The 17,680-nt window shown below is 71.9% G+C and carries 21 protein-coding genes and 2 tRNA genes; 9 read left to right on the top strand and 14 right to left on the bottom strand.

From position 1 onward, the window contains the following. Window positions 1–11 precede the first annotated feature (11 nt). The 11 genes from ACWCP2_RS02995 to ACWCP2_RS03045 form a co-directional block, all read right to left on the bottom strand. Entirely contained in the window at window positions 12–164 is a 153-nt protein-coding gene (locus tag ACWCP2_RS02995) for a hypothetical protein (protein ID WP_450906824.1), read from the bottom strand. Further along, window positions 161–859 (bottom strand): zinc finger domain-containing protein, encoded by a 699-nt coding sequence (locus ACWCP2_RS03000; RefSeq protein WP_450906825.1) that lies wholly within the window; start codon window positions 857–859, stop codon window positions 161–163. The genes ACWCP2_RS02995 and ACWCP2_RS03000 overlap by 4 nt, the downstream gene beginning before the upstream one ends. Before the next feature lie 5 nt (window positions 860–864). Further along, window positions 865–1,680 (bottom strand): helix-turn-helix domain-containing protein, encoded by an 816-nt coding sequence (locus ACWCP2_RS03005; RefSeq protein ID WP_450906826.1) that lies wholly within the window; start codon window positions 1,678–1,680, stop codon window positions 865–867. Then, complete coding sequence (locus tag ACWCP2_RS03010; protein ID WP_450906827.1) at window positions 1,677–1,910, bottom strand: hypothetical protein; 234 nt, start codon at window positions 1,908–1,910, stop codon at window positions 1,677–1,679. Before ACWCP2_RS03010 ends, ACWCP2_RS03005 begins: the two co-directional genes overlap by 4 nt. A 220-nt stretch (window positions 1,911–2,130) precedes the next feature. Then, window positions 2,131–2,817 (bottom strand): hypothetical protein, encoded by a 687-nt coding sequence (locus tag ACWCP2_RS03015; protein ID WP_450906828.1) that lies wholly within the window; start codon window positions 2,815–2,817, stop codon window positions 2,131–2,133. Then, window positions 2,814–3,428, bottom strand: coding sequence for a hypothetical protein (locus tag ACWCP2_RS03020; RefSeq protein ID WP_450906829.1), 615 nt, complete (start codon window positions 3,426–3,428; stop codon window positions 2,814–2,816). The genes ACWCP2_RS03015 and ACWCP2_RS03020 overlap by 4 nt, the downstream gene beginning before the upstream one ends. Next, the gene (locus ACWCP2_RS03025) at window positions 3,425–4,540 is read right to left on the bottom strand and encodes a Rad52/Rad22 family DNA repair protein (protein ID WP_450906830.1); all 1,116 of its coding nucleotides are present in this window, start codon (window positions 4,538–4,540) and stop codon (window positions 3,425–3,427) included. The genes ACWCP2_RS03020 and ACWCP2_RS03025 overlap by 4 nt, the downstream gene beginning before the upstream one ends. After that, window positions 4,537–4,773 carry a hypothetical protein gene (locus tag ACWCP2_RS03030; RefSeq protein ID WP_450906831.1) on the bottom strand — a complete coding sequence of 79 codons (237 nt, stop codon included), beginning with the start codon at window positions 4,771–4,773 and terminating at the stop codon, window positions 4,537–4,539. Before ACWCP2_RS03030 ends, ACWCP2_RS03025 begins: the two co-directional genes overlap by 4 nt. Continuing rightward, complete coding sequence (locus tag ACWCP2_RS03035; protein ID WP_450906832.1) at window positions 4,770–5,099, bottom strand: hypothetical protein; 330 nt, start codon at window positions 5,097–5,099, stop codon at window positions 4,770–4,772. The genes ACWCP2_RS03030 and ACWCP2_RS03035 overlap by 4 nt, the downstream gene beginning before the upstream one ends. 24 nt (window positions 5,100–5,123) lie before the next feature. Then, on the bottom strand, window positions 5,124–5,342 hold the full coding sequence (locus tag ACWCP2_RS03040; protein WP_450906833.1) for a hypothetical protein: 219 nt from the start codon (window positions 5,340–5,342) through the stop codon (window positions 5,124–5,126). Beyond that, a complete protein-coding gene (locus tag ACWCP2_RS03045; RefSeq protein WP_450906834.1) occupies window positions 5,339–5,551 on the bottom strand; it encodes a helix-turn-helix domain-containing protein in 213 nt (70 codons plus the stop codon). The genes ACWCP2_RS03040 and ACWCP2_RS03045 overlap by 4 nt, the downstream gene beginning before the upstream one ends. Before the next feature lie 344 nt (window positions 5,552–5,895). Between ACWCP2_RS03045 and ACWCP2_RS03050 the strand changes: the two genes are divergently transcribed. From ACWCP2_RS03050 to ACWCP2_RS03065, 4 genes are all read left to right on the top strand, one after another. Next, window positions 5,896–6,312, top strand: coding sequence for a helix-turn-helix domain-containing protein (locus ACWCP2_RS03050; protein ID WP_450906835.1), 417 nt, complete (start codon window positions 5,896–5,898; stop codon window positions 6,310–6,312). Window positions 6,313–6,331: 19 nt separating this feature from the next. Then, entirely contained in the window at window positions 6,332–6,733 is a 402-nt protein-coding gene (locus ACWCP2_RS03055) for a hypothetical protein (protein WP_450906836.1), read from the top strand. Window positions 6,734–6,841: 108 nt separating this feature from the next. Continuing rightward, window positions 6,842–8,593, top strand: coding sequence for a recombinase family protein (locus ACWCP2_RS03060; protein ID WP_450906935.1), 1,752 nt, complete (start codon window positions 6,842–6,844; stop codon window positions 8,591–8,593). Between the two features lie 71 nt (window positions 8,594–8,664). Then, a complete protein-coding gene (locus ACWCP2_RS03065) occupies window positions 8,665–10,314 on the top strand; it encodes a long-chain fatty acid--CoA ligase (protein ID WP_450906837.1) in 1,650 nt (549 codons plus the stop codon). A 19-nt stretch (window positions 10,315–10,333) separates the two neighbouring features. Here ACWCP2_RS03065 and ACWCP2_RS03070 read toward each other — a convergent pair whose 3' ends face one another. The 3 genes from ACWCP2_RS03070 to ACWCP2_RS03080 all read right to left on the bottom strand — a co-directional run bounded on the left by ACWCP2_RS03070 (window position 10,334) and on the right by ACWCP2_RS03080 (window position 14,959). Further along, entirely contained in the window at window positions 10,334–10,912 is a 579-nt protein-coding gene (locus ACWCP2_RS03070) for an antibiotic biosynthesis monooxygenase (RefSeq protein WP_399451783.1), read from the bottom strand. Window positions 10,913–10,925: 13 nt separating this feature from the next. Next, window positions 10,926–14,396: a PAS domain-containing protein gene (locus ACWCP2_RS03075; protein ID WP_450906838.1), complete on the bottom strand. Its 3,471-nt coding sequence runs from the start codon at window positions 14,394–14,396 to the stop codon at window positions 10,926–10,928. Between the two features lie 119 nt (window positions 14,397–14,515). After that, window positions 14,516–14,959 carry an SSI family serine proteinase inhibitor gene (locus tag ACWCP2_RS03080; protein WP_450906839.1) on the bottom strand — a complete coding sequence of 148 codons (444 nt, stop codon included), beginning with the start codon at window positions 14,957–14,959 and terminating at the stop codon, window positions 14,516–14,518. A 185-nt stretch (window positions 14,960–15,144) separates the two neighbouring features. On the opposite strand from ACWCP2_RS03080, the gene ACWCP2_RS03085 reads away from it, so the two are divergent. The 5 genes from ACWCP2_RS03085 to ACWCP2_RS03105 all read left to right on the top strand — a co-directional run bounded on the left by ACWCP2_RS03085 (window position 15,145) and on the right by ACWCP2_RS03105 (window position 17,650). Next, window positions 15,145–15,235 (top strand) — tRNA-Ser (locus ACWCP2_RS03085). Between the two features lie 288 nt (window positions 15,236–15,523). After that, window positions 15,524–15,596, top strand: a tRNA-Arg gene (locus tag ACWCP2_RS03090). Between the two features lie 249 nt (window positions 15,597–15,845). Then, on the top strand, window positions 15,846–16,211 hold the full coding sequence (locus ACWCP2_RS03095) for a PH domain-containing protein (RefSeq protein WP_254381969.1): 366 nt from the start codon (window positions 15,846–15,848) through the stop codon (window positions 16,209–16,211). A gap of 114 nt (window positions 16,212–16,325) precedes the next feature. Further along, complete coding sequence (locus tag ACWCP2_RS03100) at window positions 16,326–16,760, top strand: Lrp/AsnC family transcriptional regulator (protein WP_450906840.1); 435 nt, start codon at window positions 16,326–16,328, stop codon at window positions 16,758–16,760. Continuing rightward, on the top strand, window positions 16,757–17,650 hold the full coding sequence (locus ACWCP2_RS03105) for a DUF2797 domain-containing protein (RefSeq protein ID WP_450906841.1): 894 nt from the start codon (window positions 16,757–16,759) through the stop codon (window positions 17,648–17,650). Before ACWCP2_RS03100 ends, ACWCP2_RS03105 begins: the two co-directional genes overlap by 4 nt. Window positions 17,651–17,680: the final 30 nt, after the last annotated feature.

Raw genomic sequence — 17,680 nt, forward strand, 5'->3', positions numbered from 1 at the left:
AAACCGGGGGGTCAGCGGATCCCGCGGCCGTTAACAACGTGACGGCACGCCACCCGTCCGCGGCTGTCCCCGCTGGTCGGGCCCTGCCTCATGAGCTGCTCGTACAGGTCGAGGTCGTCGAGCGGGTCCTCGTCGGGCGTGCGGTCCGGCTGCGGACGGTTCATGCGGCGTGCTCCTGTCGGGCGAGGGCCATGGCGGCGACGTCAACGCGGGTCGGGTGGGGCGGGCGCGGTGCGTTGCTGCGGGCGGCACCGTGGCGGTCCGCGCGCCGGTTGCGGCACGGCTTGCCCGCGGGGGCGCGGCACCACTCGCACGGGCAGGGCACGCTGAGCGGGTCCGGGCGTCCCTCGGCGACGGCGGCCTCGCGTGCGGCGCGCACGGTCCGGAAGGGAGCGAGCTGTGACCGGACGGCCGGCGGTATGCATGAACCGATGGCCGCGATGCGGTCGGCGAGGTCCGGGTGCGGGCCGCCGCTGGTGATCTCCCGCTGAGTTGCGGGGGAGGCTGCTCCGCTCATGACGGCATGCCGGGTGCCGAGCAGCTCGGCACGCCATGCGGCCGGGTCGTCCGGGTCGGCGGCCGGCGTCGGGTCGCAGTGCACGGCGATACGGGCGCGTCGGTAGGTGTGCCACTCCCGGCCGACGTCGGCGGGGAGTACCGGGTAGGGGCTGCTGAGCGCGTGCGCCTTGATCACCCGTCGGGCGTCCCACTCGTTGTCGGCGGTGCTGAGCGGCACGTCGCCGAGCAGCTCGTGCCACTGGTCGATCTGGTCGCGTGCCTCGGCGGTACTGGTGCGCATGGTCCGGGGGTCACATCGGCCGGCGTAGGCGAGCAGGGCGGCAACTTCGCGTCGTTCCATGGGGGTTACTCCGTTCCGGTAGGGGTGTCGTCGAGGGCCGCGAGCAGGGCGGCGGTGTGGGCTTCGGCGCGGGTCATGCCGGCCGCGGGGGCGGGGGATCCGCCGGGCAGGGCGTAGAGGTTCGGCCGGCCGGGGGTGGGCGTGCGCTCCCGGGCGATCCATGCGCGCCAGTCAGCGGCCCATCCGGCGGCGGCTCTGGGGGCGGCCGGGGCCCGGTAGGCGCGCCACTTCCCGTCGGCCGCGTCGATCCCGTCCTCGCCTAGTCGGTCGAGGTGGCCCTGCTGCTGGGCCCACGCGAGGGTGTCCTCGTCGACCTGCCACTCGGCGGCGGGCAAGAGAGCAGCAGCTCTCTTACCGTTCACCTTCGGTTCTCTTCTGTTCTGGGGGTCGGATTCCGGTCCTGCGCCGGGCCGCATTCCGGTCCCCCTCGGGGCCGTATTCCGGTCCCCCGGGTCGGATTCCGGTCCCCCCTCGACGGGGTCGGCCGGGTCGGATTCCGGTCCCCCGGGGGCCGCATTCCGGTCCCCCTCCGCGGGCTGCTCGGCGAGGAATCGGGCGGCGGCGGGGAGGTAGTAGTACGTCTCTCCGCGCGGGCCCTTGCGGCCGGCGAGCAGCACAAGCTCGTCGCCTGCGAGCAGCTTGTCGAGGGCGTCGCGCACCGCAGTACGGGACGCGTTGGCGCGCTTCATCAGGGCTGTTACGGACGCGTACGCGGTGCATCGGCGGTCGACGCACCGGTCGGCGATCAGGACCAGGACCATGCGGGCGGTGCCCTTGCTGCTGCTGTGGTCCCACACCCATTCGCGGGCGTCGTAGCTCATCGGGTGATCTCTCTCAGGTCGAGGTCGAGGGCGAGCTGCTCGACCTTCGGGGGGCGGCAGTCGTACGGGGGGAGCAGGCCGGGCCGGTGCGGGTGATGCCCGGTGGGCGGCCGGCGGCCGGTGGCGCAGGCGATCACGTCGGCCGGGCGCATCCGGCGGCCGTTGGCCCGGGTGATGGCGAGGGGGTGCGGGGTGGGGTCGAGCAGGCCACCCCCGGGGGTACGGATCACGGGGACGCCGCATGCCGGGCAGGGCGTTGTCGAGGGGGTCAGGGCGGGCCGCCCTCGATGGCGGCCGGCTCCTCGACGGGCGCCGGCCCGGGGCTTCCCGGTTCGGCCCTACCGGCGAGGGCGGCCGGGGTGTGCAGCGGGCATCGGGGCCCCTGGATGTAGGCCCGGGCGCCCGGGATCCGGCAGTACCGGCCCCGGGGCCCTATCCAGTGCTCGCACTTCATGCGGCGGCCTCGACCAGGGCGAGGGCGTCGACCTGCCCGTCGACGACCGCGGCCTGCTCGGCCTGCCCGGACTTCCGCCGACGGCGGCGGCGAGGGGAGACCGGCAGGGTGTCGGGGTACGGCATGTCGGCCCCCTCGATGCCCAGTTGCACGGCGGGCGGGGGCAGCAGCAGCGGCCACTCGACGCGGTCGAGGGCCGCCCGGTTGCGGGCGGGTACCTCGGCAAGGGGGGCGCCGAGCCAGTCGTGCCCCATGGCGAGCAGCACGTACGCGTCGGCCTGGTTGTCGTCGCGCAGGGCGACGCCGTACCGGGCGCCGGTCGCGTCGAGGACGGCCTGCTTCCCCGCGCGGCCGTCGCCGGTCGCGTACTTCGCCCGGGCCGTCGGGGAGACGACGGCGACGGGGACGTCGCGGGCGGCGAGGCGGTCGACGACCAGCCACCACAGGCCGGCACGGTCCCACGTTCCGGCACCGCGAGACCCGTAGGACGGCCCCTCAACGACGGCGAGGTCGCACGCGCCGACCGTGTCGAGGATCAGGCCGGCGAGGCGGTCCAGCCGCGTACGGCGCACCGCGTACGAATCGTTTCTGCGGCCCTTGCTGCCGAGGGTCTGCGCCCATCCGGCGCCGGCGATACCGGAACCGGTCAGGGACAGGTCGAGGCCGCGCACAATGCGGGTCATGCGGCGGCCTCGCTTTCGTCGGCCGGCGGTGCCGGGGCGAGGGCGGGCCACACGATCGGGGCAAGGGAGCCAGAGCGCCACGCGGCGCCGACCAGGGCGCGGCCGTCCGTCGGCCGGGCCTTGCTCTTGCGCAGGAACCGAACCGAGTGCGAACGGCGCCGTGTTGCCGCAATCTCGACGCCGGGCACGTCGAGGACTTCCCCTGTGTCCTCGTCGACGATCTGCGCGACGCCGGCCGCGGTCATCTGGTCGAGCAGCAGCTCAACGAACTTGGGCTGCACGGACTTGACCAGCGTGGTTACGGCCTCGGACGGAAACCGCGCGCGGGCCCACGCGGCGAACGCGCGCTCGTCGGTGACCTTGGCGGCCGGCTCCCCGCCGGTCAGGCCGATGTCGGCCACCTTCGTACCGTCGGGCAGGGTCGCCTCGAACTTCGTGCCGCCGGTGGTCTTCTGCTGCTCGTCGAGCATGGCCTGCATGTCCGTGCGGGCCGTCTCGTACGCGGCCTCGATCTGGTCGAGCAGGGCTTTAAGGACGGCCTCACGGGTCGCGGCGGCCCTGATCTCATCCGGGCTGAACTTCGGTGCACTGGTTGTGGGTTGGGTCGTCATGCGGCCATTCCTTCGGATGCTGCCCGCAGGTCGGCGGTCAGGCCGGCGAGCTGCTCGACGGTGCAGTCGGCGGCCGGGCGGCCGACTTCGGCAACGGCGATGTTGTCGACGTGCAACGGGGTGAGGTCGAGGGACGCCCCGACGGCGAGCAACTCGGCGAGGGCAACGGCGTGCTGCTCCCGTGCGGTGTCCGCGGCCGGAGCGTTCGGGCCCGTCTTGGCGGCACGGGGTCGACGGGTGGCGGTTTTCCGCGGCGGCGTCTGCTGCTGTCCGGCTTCCCGTTCCCGCGCTACGGCGTCGAGCTGGTCGAGGTAGTCCTGCGGAGCACCCTCGGCCACGGCCGCGGCACGCACCTGGTCGAACCGCTCTCGCGAAACCGCGGCGCGCGCATCGGCGAGATAGTCCCGCGACGGCCCGGGGGCCTGCTGCGGAACCGGCCGGGGACGCTGCTCCCGCTCGGGCGCCTCCCACGGGCCGCCCTCGGCGCGCTTGCTCCGCTGTATCTGCTGCTCGGCTGCGGCCGGGGCCGCCTCGACGGCGGGGGCCGGCTCCGGCTTCACCGGTACGTCGTCCGGCACCGCGGGCGTCTCGGCGTCGTCCTTCGGCACGGGATGCGCGGCCGACCACAGGCCGACGGCCGCGCGGGATCCGTCGTTGTAGAGGGACAGGCCGAACGCGTCGCCCAAGTTGTGAGCCGTGCGCTTGAGAGCCTGCGACAGGGCCGTTTTCATGGCCTGGTCGTGGGCATCGCCGAGCGACGGCTGATTGCGGCTGTCCCCCATGGCCGCGTCATCCCACGTGCTGAGCAGGCGTCCGTCAACGGCCTTGACGGCGAGGCGGACCTGCGCCCGGTAGATGACGGTCCAGCGGTTGGGGCTGATCTCCCGCTCAGAAACGCACACCAGTTCGAGCGTCTCGTCGGACCAACCGGCGAAACCGAAGATGCGGTTCAACCATCGGCGCACGTCCCACGCTTCGAGGTGGGACTGCCCGCGCAGGTTCTGCACCCGCGACGGGTTGATCGGCGCAAGCAGCGTCTTGACCTGCTCGACGGTGAGATCGGCCGGGCCCGCGGCGGCCGGGTCGGGGCGGTGAAGCGGGATGACGGTCACGCGGGGGCTCCATTCGAGGTGAGGGGCAGGTCGAGGACGTCGAGCAGGTCCTCGCGGGCACGGTCGAGGCACGCGGCGGCCGACTCGCGTCCGTAGTCGGTGGCGTCGGCGTAGTGCCGCATGTGGTCGGCATGCGATCGGGCCGCGGCAAGGTCGATCAGCAGCAGCTCGACCGCGGCCGGGTCGTCGGCGAATGCCTCGGCGAGGGCGTCGAGCAGGGTCTCGGCGGTCACCCGGCGGCCCCGGACGGGAGCGGGGGCCTGGCGAGCAGGCGGCCGGCGCGCACGTCGTACCGGTGGTCGTCGGTCATCCATCGGGCCTGCGGGTAGGCGCGGCACAGGACGGCGTACGCCGTTCGGTACGTGCCAGGGTCGGCGGCGAGGGGCTGGTGCAGGACGTCGGCGAGGTTGACCCGTACGGCGATGCGCGGGCCGCGGGGGCCGGCGTCGGTGTAGACGGGCGTGATGCGGACCGTGTCGGCGTGCGGGCTGATCCGTCGCAGGTCGCGGGCGACCATGACGGCACGGACGGCGTCAACGGCGTTAGGACGGCGAGTCATTGGTGCCTCTCGGATGCGGAGGGGTCAGGCCGCGGCGGCGGGCGCCGAGGGCGCGGGGCTCTGCGCGGCGATCCGGCGCAGGCGGCGCAGGGTCAGCTCGATTTCGTCGGCGGTGAGCGAAGAACCGACGGCGGCCTGCTCGGCGGCGACGCGGACGGGCAGAGCGTCGCGGCGGGCCCGGGCGGCGTCGAGGATGCGGCGGGCGCCGAGCAGGGCCTGCCCGCGGGGAATCACGGTGTTCATGCGGCGGCCTCCTGGCGGAACAGGGCGGCGGTCGTCAGGCCGTACGCCTGCTCGATGGCGGCGAGGCCGGCCGGGCTGGGGGCGTGGCGGCCCGTTGCCCACCGGTAAACGGCGAGGTATGGCAGACCCAAACGGCGGGCCATGTCGGCGGGCGTGTGGTCACCCCGGGCCTGCGCGGCGGCGAGCAGGGCGGCAGGGGCATACGTCATGGCAAGTTCCTTTCACGAAACGATTCGCTGTGATCTCGTTCGTGGTTGAAACATAGCACTAACGTTTCATCCGTGAAATCAGTTTCGCGTACAACCTTTCAGGGGTGGTGGGGGTCCTGAAAAATCGGGTAGAACCGTTCAACCAGGGACAACGTCCTGTCGGAGGGTGGCGGTACCGTTACGGGAGTGACAGGGCAAACGCCCTCGTCATATGCTCGACTCGAAAACCAGTTCGAGTACGAGGGGGCAGGGGGGCCTGTCGCGCGCCACCAGGGGGAGGGGGCTAGTCATGTCGTTTTGCCGTTGGTGGTGTGTGTTTCTTTCATGCGCGATATCTTTCACGCATGACACAAGACGCTGTCCACACCCCAGCCACGTTTGCAGCCTGGCTCCGGGAGCAGCTCCGCCTCAGGGGTTACCCCGACCACGGCGGACAGAAGAAGTTCAGCACTGACTCGGGCATCAGCACGCCCACCGTCTCCCGACTTCTCCGCGGCGAAGGACTGCCCGACATCCGCACACTCGGCACCCTCGCCGAAGCGCTGCGCGTCCCGCTCGGCGAAATCCTCGTACGTGCCGGCGTCCTCACCCCGGACGACCTCGCCGCCGCTTCCCGTCCCCTCGACCCCGCCGGCATCACGCCCGCACAGGCCGCCGCCGAACTTGGCATCACAAGCCAATCCGGCATCGAGACCTTCGAGCGAATGGTCGACGGCCTACGCGCCACAGAACCAACCCAACGCCGCACTGCCAGCGGCTAGCACAGGAGGCACCAAACTGATGATCACGCGCGAGCAGCTCGCCGCCGTCACTGCTACCACCGTCTTTCTCGGCGGCCTCGCCCTGATCATCGCCGGCGCCGCCGGCCCCTATCCCCGCCTCGCCGACATCGGCGCCGGCATCACCCTGGGCTGTCTGCCCGTCGTGATCCTCGCCGTAATGCGTCGGCAGCAGAGCATCACCCGCGACGCAGCAGAGACCATCCGCCGGGAGGGCTACCGGCTCGGCCTCGAACACGCCGCACGCGGCCTGATCACCCCACCGCCGGTCAACGACGGAGCAGCCACGGCCCCCGCGGAAGGGGCCACGATCCATCGTCTCCACCTCGCCGCACCCAACCTCGCCGAGACCAACAACGACGACCAGGGCGACGAAAGCATGCGCCAACGCCGCGCACTCTGACCCCTCACGCCCCACATGAAGGAGCCATGACGACCCACAGGGCGCCTGCGCGCTACCGCGGGGGGTAGCGCACCCTGCGCGCCCACAACGAAGGGAGGGGCGCACGTGATGCAGCGTGCACCGGTCCTCACCACCGAGGACCAGCAGAACGACGTCGAGGCGAACGGACTCGCAACGTTCCTCGCAGACGTCATCGTCCCTGATGACCTGTCCGGCCTTGAGCCGTACATCGGATACATCAGGGTCAGCACCTGGAAAGAGGAGAAAATCTCTCCTCAGCTCCAGAAAGTAGCCATCGAGGAATGGGCCCGCCGGACCAAACGGCGGATCGCCCGATGGATCTACGACCTCGACCAGACGGGCCGCACCTTCAAACGCAAGGTGATGCGCGCCATCGAGGCAGTAGAGCGCGGCGACGCCGCCGGCATCGCCGTGTGGAAGTACAGCCGATTCGGCCGCAACCGCAACGGCATCGCCGTCAATCTCAAGCGCGTCGAGGATGTCGGCGGACAGCTCGAATCGGCAACCGAGCAGATCGACGCCCGAACCGCCCTCGGCAAGTTCCAGCGCGGAATCCTGTTCGAGTTCGCGGCCTACGAGAGCGACCGCGCCGGCGAGCAGTGGAAGGAGACGCACCGCCTGCGCCGCGACGCGGGCCTGCCCGCGACCGGGCGCGCCCGCTGGGGGTACATCTGGCACCCGCGGCGGGTCCTGCTCCCCAACGGATCATGGACCACTCAGAAAGAGTGGTACGAGATCGACCCCGAAATCGGGCCGATCGTCGCCCATCTGTTCCGTCAGTACCTGTCCGGACATGGCTTCGCCGATCTGACCGGATGGCTCAACGCCGAGGGCTACCGCACCACCCGCAACACCCTGTGGTCAGCCGAGACGCTCAAGCGGTACATGGACTCGGGGTTCGCCGCCGGCCTGCTCCGCTTCCACGACGAAAACTGCATGTGCAAGACGACGAACGGAGGATGCCCCCGCCACTACCTCGCCGAGGGCGCTCACGAGGAATGCATCTCGATCGACCTTTGGCAGCAGTACCTCGACAAGCGAGCCGAGGTGCGAACCAAGCACCCGCGGCAGCGCCAAGGGCTCTACACCCTCACCGGTACGACCTGCTGCGGACTCTGCCGCGGCGGCACGTCCATCAACCCGAAGAACACGACGATCAACGGTGAACGCGTCTACATCCCCGGACACGCCTACAAGTGCAACTCGCGAGGCCGAACCGGATCGACGGTCCACTCGTGCCCGGGACTCTTCATCCAGCGCGACAAGGTCGAAAAGGAGGTCAAAAAGTGGCTGGCCACGAAGGCAGCCCCCGCCATCGACCTCATGCCACCGACAGAACAGGAGCAGCGAGACACCAAGGCCGATGAAGCCCGGCGCAGCGCGCAGCGGGTCAAGCTGCAAGCCGAGCACACCAAGCTCGAAGAGGCGTTGAAGCGGCTCGCCATGGACAACGCGCTCAACCCGGACAAGTACCCGGAAGGCGTATACGAAGGGGCCCGCGATCAGTTCGTCGCCGAACGAGACGCGGTAACGGCTTCCATCTCCAAGCTCGTACCGAGCGAACAGACCGGACCCGGTATCGAGACGTTCCGGCCGATCATGGTTGGGCTGCTCGACGAGTGGGACACGCTGCTCACCATCGAGCGCAACGCGATCATCCGGCAGCTCGTACGCCGCGTCGTCCTGACCAGTTCAGGCGTCGGGGCCGCCGCCGTCACCGTGACCGTTCACCCTGTCTGGGAGGCGGATCCCTGGGCGCCGAAGGAGGGCGAGGGACAGTCGGGACAGGTGTTCGGCAAGCACAACGGCCGGATCCCGGAATTGGTCGACGCTGGGTAGTGACATACCACCCAGTACGGCCGCAGAATCACCGGTAACTTACCGTCGCGTAACGACTGGGAGGCGCTCCGGTGCTCAGCACGATGCAGGACGTACCACTGCTGATCTCGCGAATCCTGACCCACGGGTCGACGATTCACGGAAAGTCGCAGGTGACCACCTGGACGGGCGAGGCTGAGCCACACCGGCGCAGCTTCGCGGAGATCGGCGCCCGCGCTGCTCAGCTTGCCAACGCCCTGCGCGACGAATGCGGAGTCCAAGAGTCGGATGTTATAGGGACTCTGATGTGGAACAACGCCGAGCACGTCGAGGCGTACTTCGCGATCCCGTCCATGGGCGCCGTCCTGCACACCCTGAACCTGCGGCTCCCTCCCGAGCAGCTGGTCTTCATCGTCAACCACGCGGCCGACAAGGTCGTCCTGGTCAACGGCACCCTGCTGCCGCTGCTCGTCCCGCTCCTGCCGCACCTGCCGACGATCGAGCACGTCGTGGTCGCGGGCATCGGCGACCGCTCCGCCCTGGAGGGCCTCGGCGTGCGCGTGCACGAGTACGAGGAGCTCCTGGCGGGCCGCCCGGACACCTACGACTGGCCCGAGCTGGACGAGCGCCAGGCCGCGGCCATGTGCTACACCTCCGGCACCACCGGGGAACCCAAGGGCGTCGTCTACTCCCACCGGTCCATCTACCTGCACTCGATGCAGGTCAACATGACCGAGTCGATGGGCCTGACCGACAAGGACACTTCCCTCGTCGTCGTCCCGCAGTTCCACGTCAACGCCTGGGGCCTGCCGCACGCCACCTTCATGACCGGGATCAGCATGCTGATGCCGGACCGCTTCCTGCAGCCCGCACCGCTCGCCGACATGATCGAGCGCGAGAAGCCCACGCATGCCGCGGCCGTCCCCACCCTCTGGCAGGGACTGCTCGCCGAGGTCACCGCCAACCCGCGCGATCTGACCTCGATGAAGCAGGTCACCATCGGCGGCGCCGCCTGTCCGCCGGCCCTGATGGAGGCCTACGACAAGCTGGGCGTGCGCCTCAACCACGCCTGGGGGATGACCGAGACCTCCCCGCTGGGCACCATGGCCCACCCGCCGGCCGGTCTGACCCCCGAGGAGGAGTGGCCGTACCGCATCACCCAGGGCCGTTTCCCGGCGGGCGTCGAGGCCCGCCTGGTCGGCCCCGGTGGCGGCGTCCTGCCCTGGGACGGCGAGTCCGCGGGCGAGCTGGAGGTCCGCGGCAGCTGGATCGCGGGCGCCTACTACGGCGGCGCGGCCGGCGAACCCTTCCGCCCCGAGGACAAGTTCAGCGCGGACGGCTGGCTCAAGACCGGCGACGTCGGCGTGATCAGCCCCGACGGCTTCCTCACCCTCACGGACCGGGCCAAGGACGTCATCAAGTCCGGCGGCGAGTGGATCTCCAGCGTGGAACTGGAGAACGCGCTGATGGCCCACCCCGGCGTCGCCGAGGCGGCGGTCGTCGCCGTCCCCGACGACAAGTGGGACGAGCGCCCGCTGGCCACCGTCGTCCTGAAGGAGGGCGCCACCGTGGACTACGCGGAACTGCGCGCCTTCCTCGGCCAGTCGATCGCCAAATGGCAGCTGCCGGAGCGCTGGGCGTTCGTCGAGGCGGTCCCGAAGACGAGCGTCGGCAAGTTCGACAAGAAGGTGATCCGCAAGCAGTACGCGGACGGCGTCCTCGACGTCACGAAGCTCGACTGAGTCACCGGCCCCCGCGCGGCTACTGCCCGCGCGTGAGCCAGGGCCGCAGCAGCTTGCTGATCGCGGGCATGGCCACGTAGGTCATCAGGGTGCTGAAGACGACGGCGAACGCGGCCGTCCGCAGGACGAAGTGCAGGTTCACCAGGTACGGCCCGAGCAGCGCGTTGCCCGCGAGCGAGATCGGGAAGATGGCCAGCCCCGAGCTGATCGCCATCTTCCACCGCGGCGGCGCGGGCCGGGCCGTACCCGGCTTCGCGAACCAGGTCTCCATCCCGTGCAGTTCGCGCCGGGCTATCTCGGTGTGGTGGTGCCCGAGGCAGTTGGAGAACCAGGCGGCGCGCTCGGCGGAGTCCTGCCACCGCTGGAAGGCCGCCTGGTTGCGGAACCGGTGCACCAGGAACCAGGGCCCGCCCTCCACGGCCGGGCGGAACAGGCCGTACCCCAGGTGGTCGGGAAAGGCCGCGGCCGTCTCCAGGATCCCGTGGGCCCAGGCCTCGAAGTTCTCCTCGTGGCCCGGGTCGACCTGCCGGGCTATGAGCAGGCTGACCTCCCCGTTGTCGGCGGGGACGGTCTGCTCGCTCGTGTCGGTGATGGCCATGCGGCCAGAATGACTAGTTGGTGCCGATCTTGGCCAGCAGGTCCACGATGCGGCCCTGCACGTCCGCCGTGGTGGACCGCTCGGCGAGGAACAGCACGCTCTCGCCCGAGGCCAGCCGCGGCAGTTCGGACGGCTCGATCCCGGTGGCCGTGTAGACCACCAGCGGGGTGTGGTTCAACTGCCCGTTGGCGCGCAGCCAGTCCACGATCCCGGCCCGGCGTCGGCGCACCTGCATCAGGTCCATCACCACCAGGTTCGGCCGCATCCTGGTCGCCAGCTCCACGGCGTCCGTATCGGCGTCGGCGCGGGCGACCTGCATGCCGCGGCGCTCCAGGGCGGCGGTCAGCGCGGTCGCGATCTCGTCGTGCTCCTCGATCAGCAGCACCCGGGAAGGGTGCTGCTCGCTGTCGCGCGGCGCGAGCGCCTTCAGGAGCACGGCCGGATCGGCGCCGTACGCGGCTTCGCGCGTGGCGTGCCCCAGCCCGGCCGTGACCAGCACGGGCACCTCGGCGGCCACCGCGGCCTGACGCAGCGACTGCAGGGCGGTCCGGGTGATCGGCCCGGTCAGCGGGTCCACGAACAGCGCGGCGGGGAAGGCGGCGATCTGGGCGTCGACCTCCTCGCGGGAGTGCACGATCACCGGGCGGTAGCCGCGGTCGCTGAGCGCGGCCTGCGTCTGCGCGTCCGGAGCCGGCCACACCAGGAGCCGGCGCGGGTTGTCCAGCGGCTCGGGCGGCAGTTCGTCGTCCACGGGACGCGGCACGGTCCGGTTGACCACCTCGACGGCGCCACCGGGCCCGTCCAGCGGCTCCGGGCCCTCGGCGGAGCCCTCCTCGGGGGCTCCTATGGCGAAGGCGCGGCCCTCGGGCGCGGGCTCCGCGAGCCGGCGCCGCCGGCCGGAGCCGTTGGTGTCGCCGGCCCCGCCGCCCTGGCCGAGGCTGCCCAGCGCGCGGACGCTGATCGGCGCCCCGGTGGCCTCGGCGGGGGCGTCCTGCGGCTGCCGGGCTCCGGGGACGGCGATCTGCCCGCTGCCGTCGGAGTCCTCGGGCGCCGTACGGGCCGCCGGAACCGGCCAGGCCGGGGTGGCGGGCAGCGCACGCCGCCGCCCGGTGGGATGCGTCTCGGGGGCTACGGGGCCCTGCGCGCCCGCGTCCGGCCCCCCGGCGGCGGCTTCGGCGCCTTCGGAGTCGGTGACGGGCGGGGCCCCCAGGACCCGGCGCCCGCGCCGCCCGCCCGCGGCGTCGGCCTCGGCGTCGGCAGCGGTGGCGGTGGCGGAGCCGGCCATGGCGGGGGCCTGCGGCGGCTGCGGGGCCGGCGTCGGCCCGGCGGGCAGCGCGAAGCCGCCCTCCGGGGCGATGGGCCGTGCGGGAGCGGGGGAGGACGGGGGCGCGGGCGGGGATGCGGGCGTCGGCCCGAGCCCGGTCGCCGGCACCGGACCGCCCGGCTGCTGCGCCGGTCCCGCCGCGCCCAGGGCACGCCGCCGCCCGGCGGGGTGCTCGGTCAGCGGAACGGGAAGCCCGGGGAACGGGGGCACCGGCACGGGAGCCACCGGCATGGGCGGGAGCGCGGGCACGCCGGTCCCCTGCGGGGGCACGGGCCGCCCGGAACCGCCCGGGCGCTCGTCGCCGCCACCGGAGTCGGCGCCACTGCCGCCGTCGCCGTTCTGGCCACGCCGCCGCCCCGTGCCGCTTCCGCCCAGACCCGCCGGGTTCACGGGGGACTGGGCGAGCTCCGCGGGAGCGCCGTCGCCGGGCCGGGCCACGGCTGTGGCCTCGCCGCCCCGGCGCCGCCCGGACGGCAGCGCGAGCGCGCTCCCGCCGTCGGAAGCCTGCCCCGCCTTCGCGGTGCCGGTACCGGAGCCGCTGCCCTTCCCGGTGGCCGCTTCGGAGCCCGCGGCCTCGTCGGTGTCGTCGGCGAGGAACGCGTCCACGCCGCGCCGGGCCCGCCGGCCGCCGGAGACCTGCCCCGGGCCGCCCTCGGTACCCGGCTCGGCCGGGGGAGCCTCCTCCGGCTCGGGCAGGGTGACCGTCCCGGCTCCCGCACCCAGCGGCAGCTCCAGCACGTACGCCCCGCCGGGCGCGCCCGGCACCTCCACCGTCTGCAGCACACCGCCGTGCGCCTCCACGATGCCCCGAACGATCGGCTCGTGCACCGGGTTGCCGCCCTCGTACGGGCCGCGCACCTCGATCCGTACGACCTCGCCGCGCTGCGCGGCGGCCACCACGATCGTCGAGTCCATGTACCCGCTGCCCTGCGGGGTCTTGCCGGTGGCGTCCACCCCGGCGACGTCCGCGACCAGGTGCGCGAGGGCGGTCGCGATCCGCTCCGCGTCCACCTCGGCCTCGATGGTCGGGGCGTGCACGGCGAACTGCGCCCGCCCGGGCCCGATCAGCTCGACCGCGCCGTCGACACCGGCCTTGACGACCCCGTCGATCAGCACCTTCTTCTTGTCGAGCTTCTCGCCGCCCGCGTCGAGGCGCTGGAAGGAGAGCACGTTGTCGACCAGCGTGGTCATCCGCGAGTAGCCGGCCGCCAGGTGGTGCAGGAGCTGGTTGGCCTCGGGCCACAGCTGTCCCGCGTCGTCGGCGGCCAGGGTGGCCAGCTCGCCGCGCAGTTCCTCCAGCGGTCCGCGCAGGGAGTCGCCGAGGACCGACAGCAGCTGGGCGTGGCGCGCGGCCAGGGCGTCGTAGGAACGCCGGTCGGTGAAGGTCATGACGGCGCCGACGAGCTGCTCCCCGTCCCGTACGGGAGAGGTGGTCAGGTCCACGGCGACGGGCTGCCCGGACTTGTTCCACAGCACCTGGCCGCGGACCCGGTGCTTGCGACCGCTGCGCAGGGTGTCGGCGAGCGGGGACTCCTCGAAGGGGAACGGCGAACCGTCGGCCCGTGAGTGCTGGACCAGCCCGTGCAGTTCGCGGTTGCCGAGGTCGGTGGCGCGGTAGCCGAGGATCTGGGCGGCGGCCGGATTGACCAGCACGACCCTGCCGTCGGTGTCCGTGCCGACGACGCCCTCGGCGGCGGCGCGCAGGATCATCTCGGTCTGACGCTGGGAGCGGGCCAGCTCGGCCTCGGTGTCCACCGTCTGCGAGAGGTCCCGTACGACGAGCATCAGCAGCTCGTCGCCGGTGTACGAGGGCTGCGGCTCGCGGTAGGCGTCACGGCCGTCGAGATGGGCCGCGGTGACCTCGACCGGGAACTCGCTGCCGTCGGTGCGGCGGGCGACCATCCGCTTCGGGCGGGCACGGCCGCCCTCGTCCTCGCCGGGCCGGCGCATGGAGCCGGGGATCAGCTTGGAGTCGAACTCGGGCAGGAGGTCGAGCACGCCCCGTCCGACGAGCCCCGTTCCGGGGCTCTCCATGACCTCGAGGGCGATCGAATTGGCGTTGACGACCGTGCCGTTGGCGTTGACGAGCAACAGCGCGTCCGGAAGAGCGTCGAGTATTGCTGCGAGGCGAGCAGCGCCTCGGGATGGCCTGCTGCTCACGACGAGCTTCCTCCCTGACCACAACTACCGGCATGTCACGGGAGGAGTCTATGCGCACGGGCTCCCGGCAAGGGGGCGGATGTCCGGCGCATACCGCCCGAGCGGCGCATCCTCCCAGGTCAGGAACGCCCACTCGGAAGCACAGGTTCCAAGTCGTTCCACCGGCGGATCTCGCATCCGTTCGTCCGGCGGAACCGGGAGTCCACCTTGTCGCCACGCCACGTTCCGGTGATCCGGGCGGTGGCGCGGCCGCCGTCCTGCATGGTGCACAGCTGATGCGCGGGCTCGGGAGCGAAGGGATCCTTCCCCTCGCGCGCGAGGGCTTCGAGCCGGGCGCACGCGTCCTCGGCCTGCGGGTGGTTCCCGCCGGGCGGGCCGCACTCCAGCCGGTACTCGCCGTCGGCCCGCGGGTTGCCCGTGTCGGCCACGACGATGGTGAGCCGGTCGGGTGCGGGTGCGGGTGGGGCGGACAGGAGCCGGCTCAGGGGCGGCAGCGGGGGCAGGGGGCCCGCCGCCCCCGCGGCCAGAGCGGAGGCGACGGCGAAAGCGGCGAGACGCAGCATGGGGAACTCCAGGTCGTCCGTACGTCGTACGACAGCCCAACGACGAGCCGGCTCCGACGTTCCGCACACGGGGTGCTTAAGGCTTTGCTCTGCGGGCCGCCCTCCTTGTACCGTGGGAGCGGATTGGTGACCGGCCCCTGGCCTGTGTCATCATCTGCACGCACCCTCGTACGCGGGGGTGTGCTGGAGGCGTCGCCTAGTCCGGTCTATGGCGCCGCACTGCTAATGCGGTTTGGGGCTTACCCCCCATCGAGGGTTCAAATCCCTCCGCCTCCGCACTTCACGAAGCCCCGGTCCTTGCGGACCGGGGCTTTGGTGCGTTCGGGGCCCGCCAGTGCGTTCGGGGTCCGTCTTTGTGTTCGGGATCCGGGAGAGGGCGGGATCTGCCTGCGATCTGCCCGCGCGGAGCCGCGCCAAGGACACCGCGACACCCAACCGGATGATCTTCTTCCAGGCTGTTTCCGCAGGTCAGGCCGTGTGGGCCTAATGGATTTCGCGTCCCGGCGAGGTCCATGTATTGTTGTTCTCGCAAGGCCAACGGGGCGCAAAACCCCGGCCAGCCAAGCACTCGTAGCTTAACGGATAGAGCATCTGACTACGGATCAGAAGGTTGCAGGTTCGAATCCTGCCGAGTGCACAGCCCAAGAGGCCCCCCGGTTCACCGGGGGGCCTCTTGCGTTGCCCTTCCTCCTTTTCCTTCTTCCTCTTCCTCCCTCTCCGTTCCTCCCTCGCCGTCTTCTCCTCCTCAGTGATGAGGCCTGGCTCCGGGGGGTTAGGGGACGAGATGGCTCTGCCGGGGGACGCGGGGTGAGGAAGGGCGCGGCTACGGTTTCTCGGAGATCGACTCACCGGAGATCGGTCCACCGGGAAAGCAGGGGGAGCTCACATGGGACTGTTCGGGAACGCGCACGCGGTGGATCCGGCGTCGGCGCACCGTGAGTACGCGCGGCTGCTGGGGCAGGGGGAGCAGGTGCACGCGGCGTACCTGCTGATCCGCGACACGATCCTGTTCACCGACCGGCGGCTCGTGCTCATCGACAAGCAGGGGCTCACGGGCAAGAAGGTCGAGTACCACTCGATTCCGTACCGGAGCATCACGCACTTCTCCGTGGAGACCGCAGGCCATTTCGACCTGGACGCGGAGCTGAAGATATGGCTGTCCGGGAGCTCGGCGCCGATAGCGAAGACCTTCACCAAGGGCGTCGACATTTACGAGGTGCAGGCGATCCTGACGCAGTTCGTCGCCCGCTAGCCCGTCCGGGGGAGACCGAGGACAAGGGTGGCCGAATGCTGTTCGGCCGCAGGGGGTGAAATCAGGATCCGGTAGCGTCTCCGCCAGGGTGTGCAGGGACGTGGGAGGAGTTCGGTGGACGACATCGACCGGGCGCTGATCCAGTGCCTCCAGGAGGACGCGGCCCAGCCGTATGCGGCGCTGGCGGCCTCCGTGGGGCTCTCCGCGGGCGCCACCCACGAGCGTGTGCGCAAGCTGCGCGAGCGCGGGGTCATCCGGCGGACCACGGTCGAGGTGGATCCGGCGGCCGTCGGCAGCGGGGTGCTGGCCTACGTGATGGTCGACTCCACAGCCTGGATGGGCGACTCGCGGGCCGCCTTCGAGGGGATCGCGGAGATCCAGGAGGCGCACATCATCGCCGGCAGCGCCTCGGTGATGGTCAAGGTCCGCACGGGAACCACCGAGCAGCTGCAGGACGTCCTGCGCCGCCTCTACGCCATCGACGGTGTCAGCGGGACGCAGGCCACCGTCGTCGTGAAAACCTTCTTCGAGCGACCGCTCCCCCTGTGACCTGGTGGTGCACCGGCCTGCGGTGGAACGACGGCCGGCCCGCCATGGGCTGGTACGGGCAGGGGCCGGGACGGATCGAGCGCACCAGCCTCCTCGGGTACGGGCAGCCGCTCGCCTTCGCCGCCCGGGGGGAGCGGCACTGCCTGGGCATCCGGCGGGCCGGACGGCGGACGCCGTGCCCGGCGGGGCGGGCCGTGCCCGGCCGGGCCGGGAACGCCCAGTGCCCCGAGTGCGCCGGCCTGGACCGGTCGTTCTCGGTGGCGGCCGACACCAACGCCGGTGATCCGCGCACCTACCGGGTGTACCTCGCCTGGTTCGGGGCCGGGCTGGTCAAGGTGGGCATCACCGCCGAGGAGCGCGGCTCCGTCCGGCTGCTGGAGCAGGGCGCGCTGGCCTGGGCCTGGCTGGGGCGCGGGCCGCTGATGGCCACCCGCCGGACCGAGGAGCTGCTGCGGGCCGCGCTGGGCGTGCCCGACCGGATCGCCTATGCCCGTAAGCGGTCCGTGCGGGGGGACGTGCCGCCGGCGCCCGAGCGGGCGGCGGAGGTCGCGGCACTGCACGCGCGGGCGGCCGCGCTGGAGGGGTGGCCGGAGTCGCTGGAGCGGTTGGAGTGCGAGGTGACCGACCACGCCGGGGTGTTCGGGCTCGACGCGCTGCCCGCGCCTGCCCGGGTGCTCACCGAGATGGTGCCCGGCGGGAGCGTCACCGGCCGGCTCGTCGGCGCGGCCGGGCCCGATCTGCACTTCGCCGACGGGCTGGTCGTGGACACCCGGCTGCTCGCGGGGTGGGAGCTGGTGGCGCCCGGGGAGGGCGGTGTCACTGATGTTCCGGTGGCGGCGATCCCGGCTCCGGGGCGCGACGCCTCGGCGGCGCAGGACGGGCTGTTCTGACCCCACCGGTCCGCCCCCGACTGATCCACA

The organism is Streptomyces sp. NPDC002104 (genome assembly GCF_053593795.1).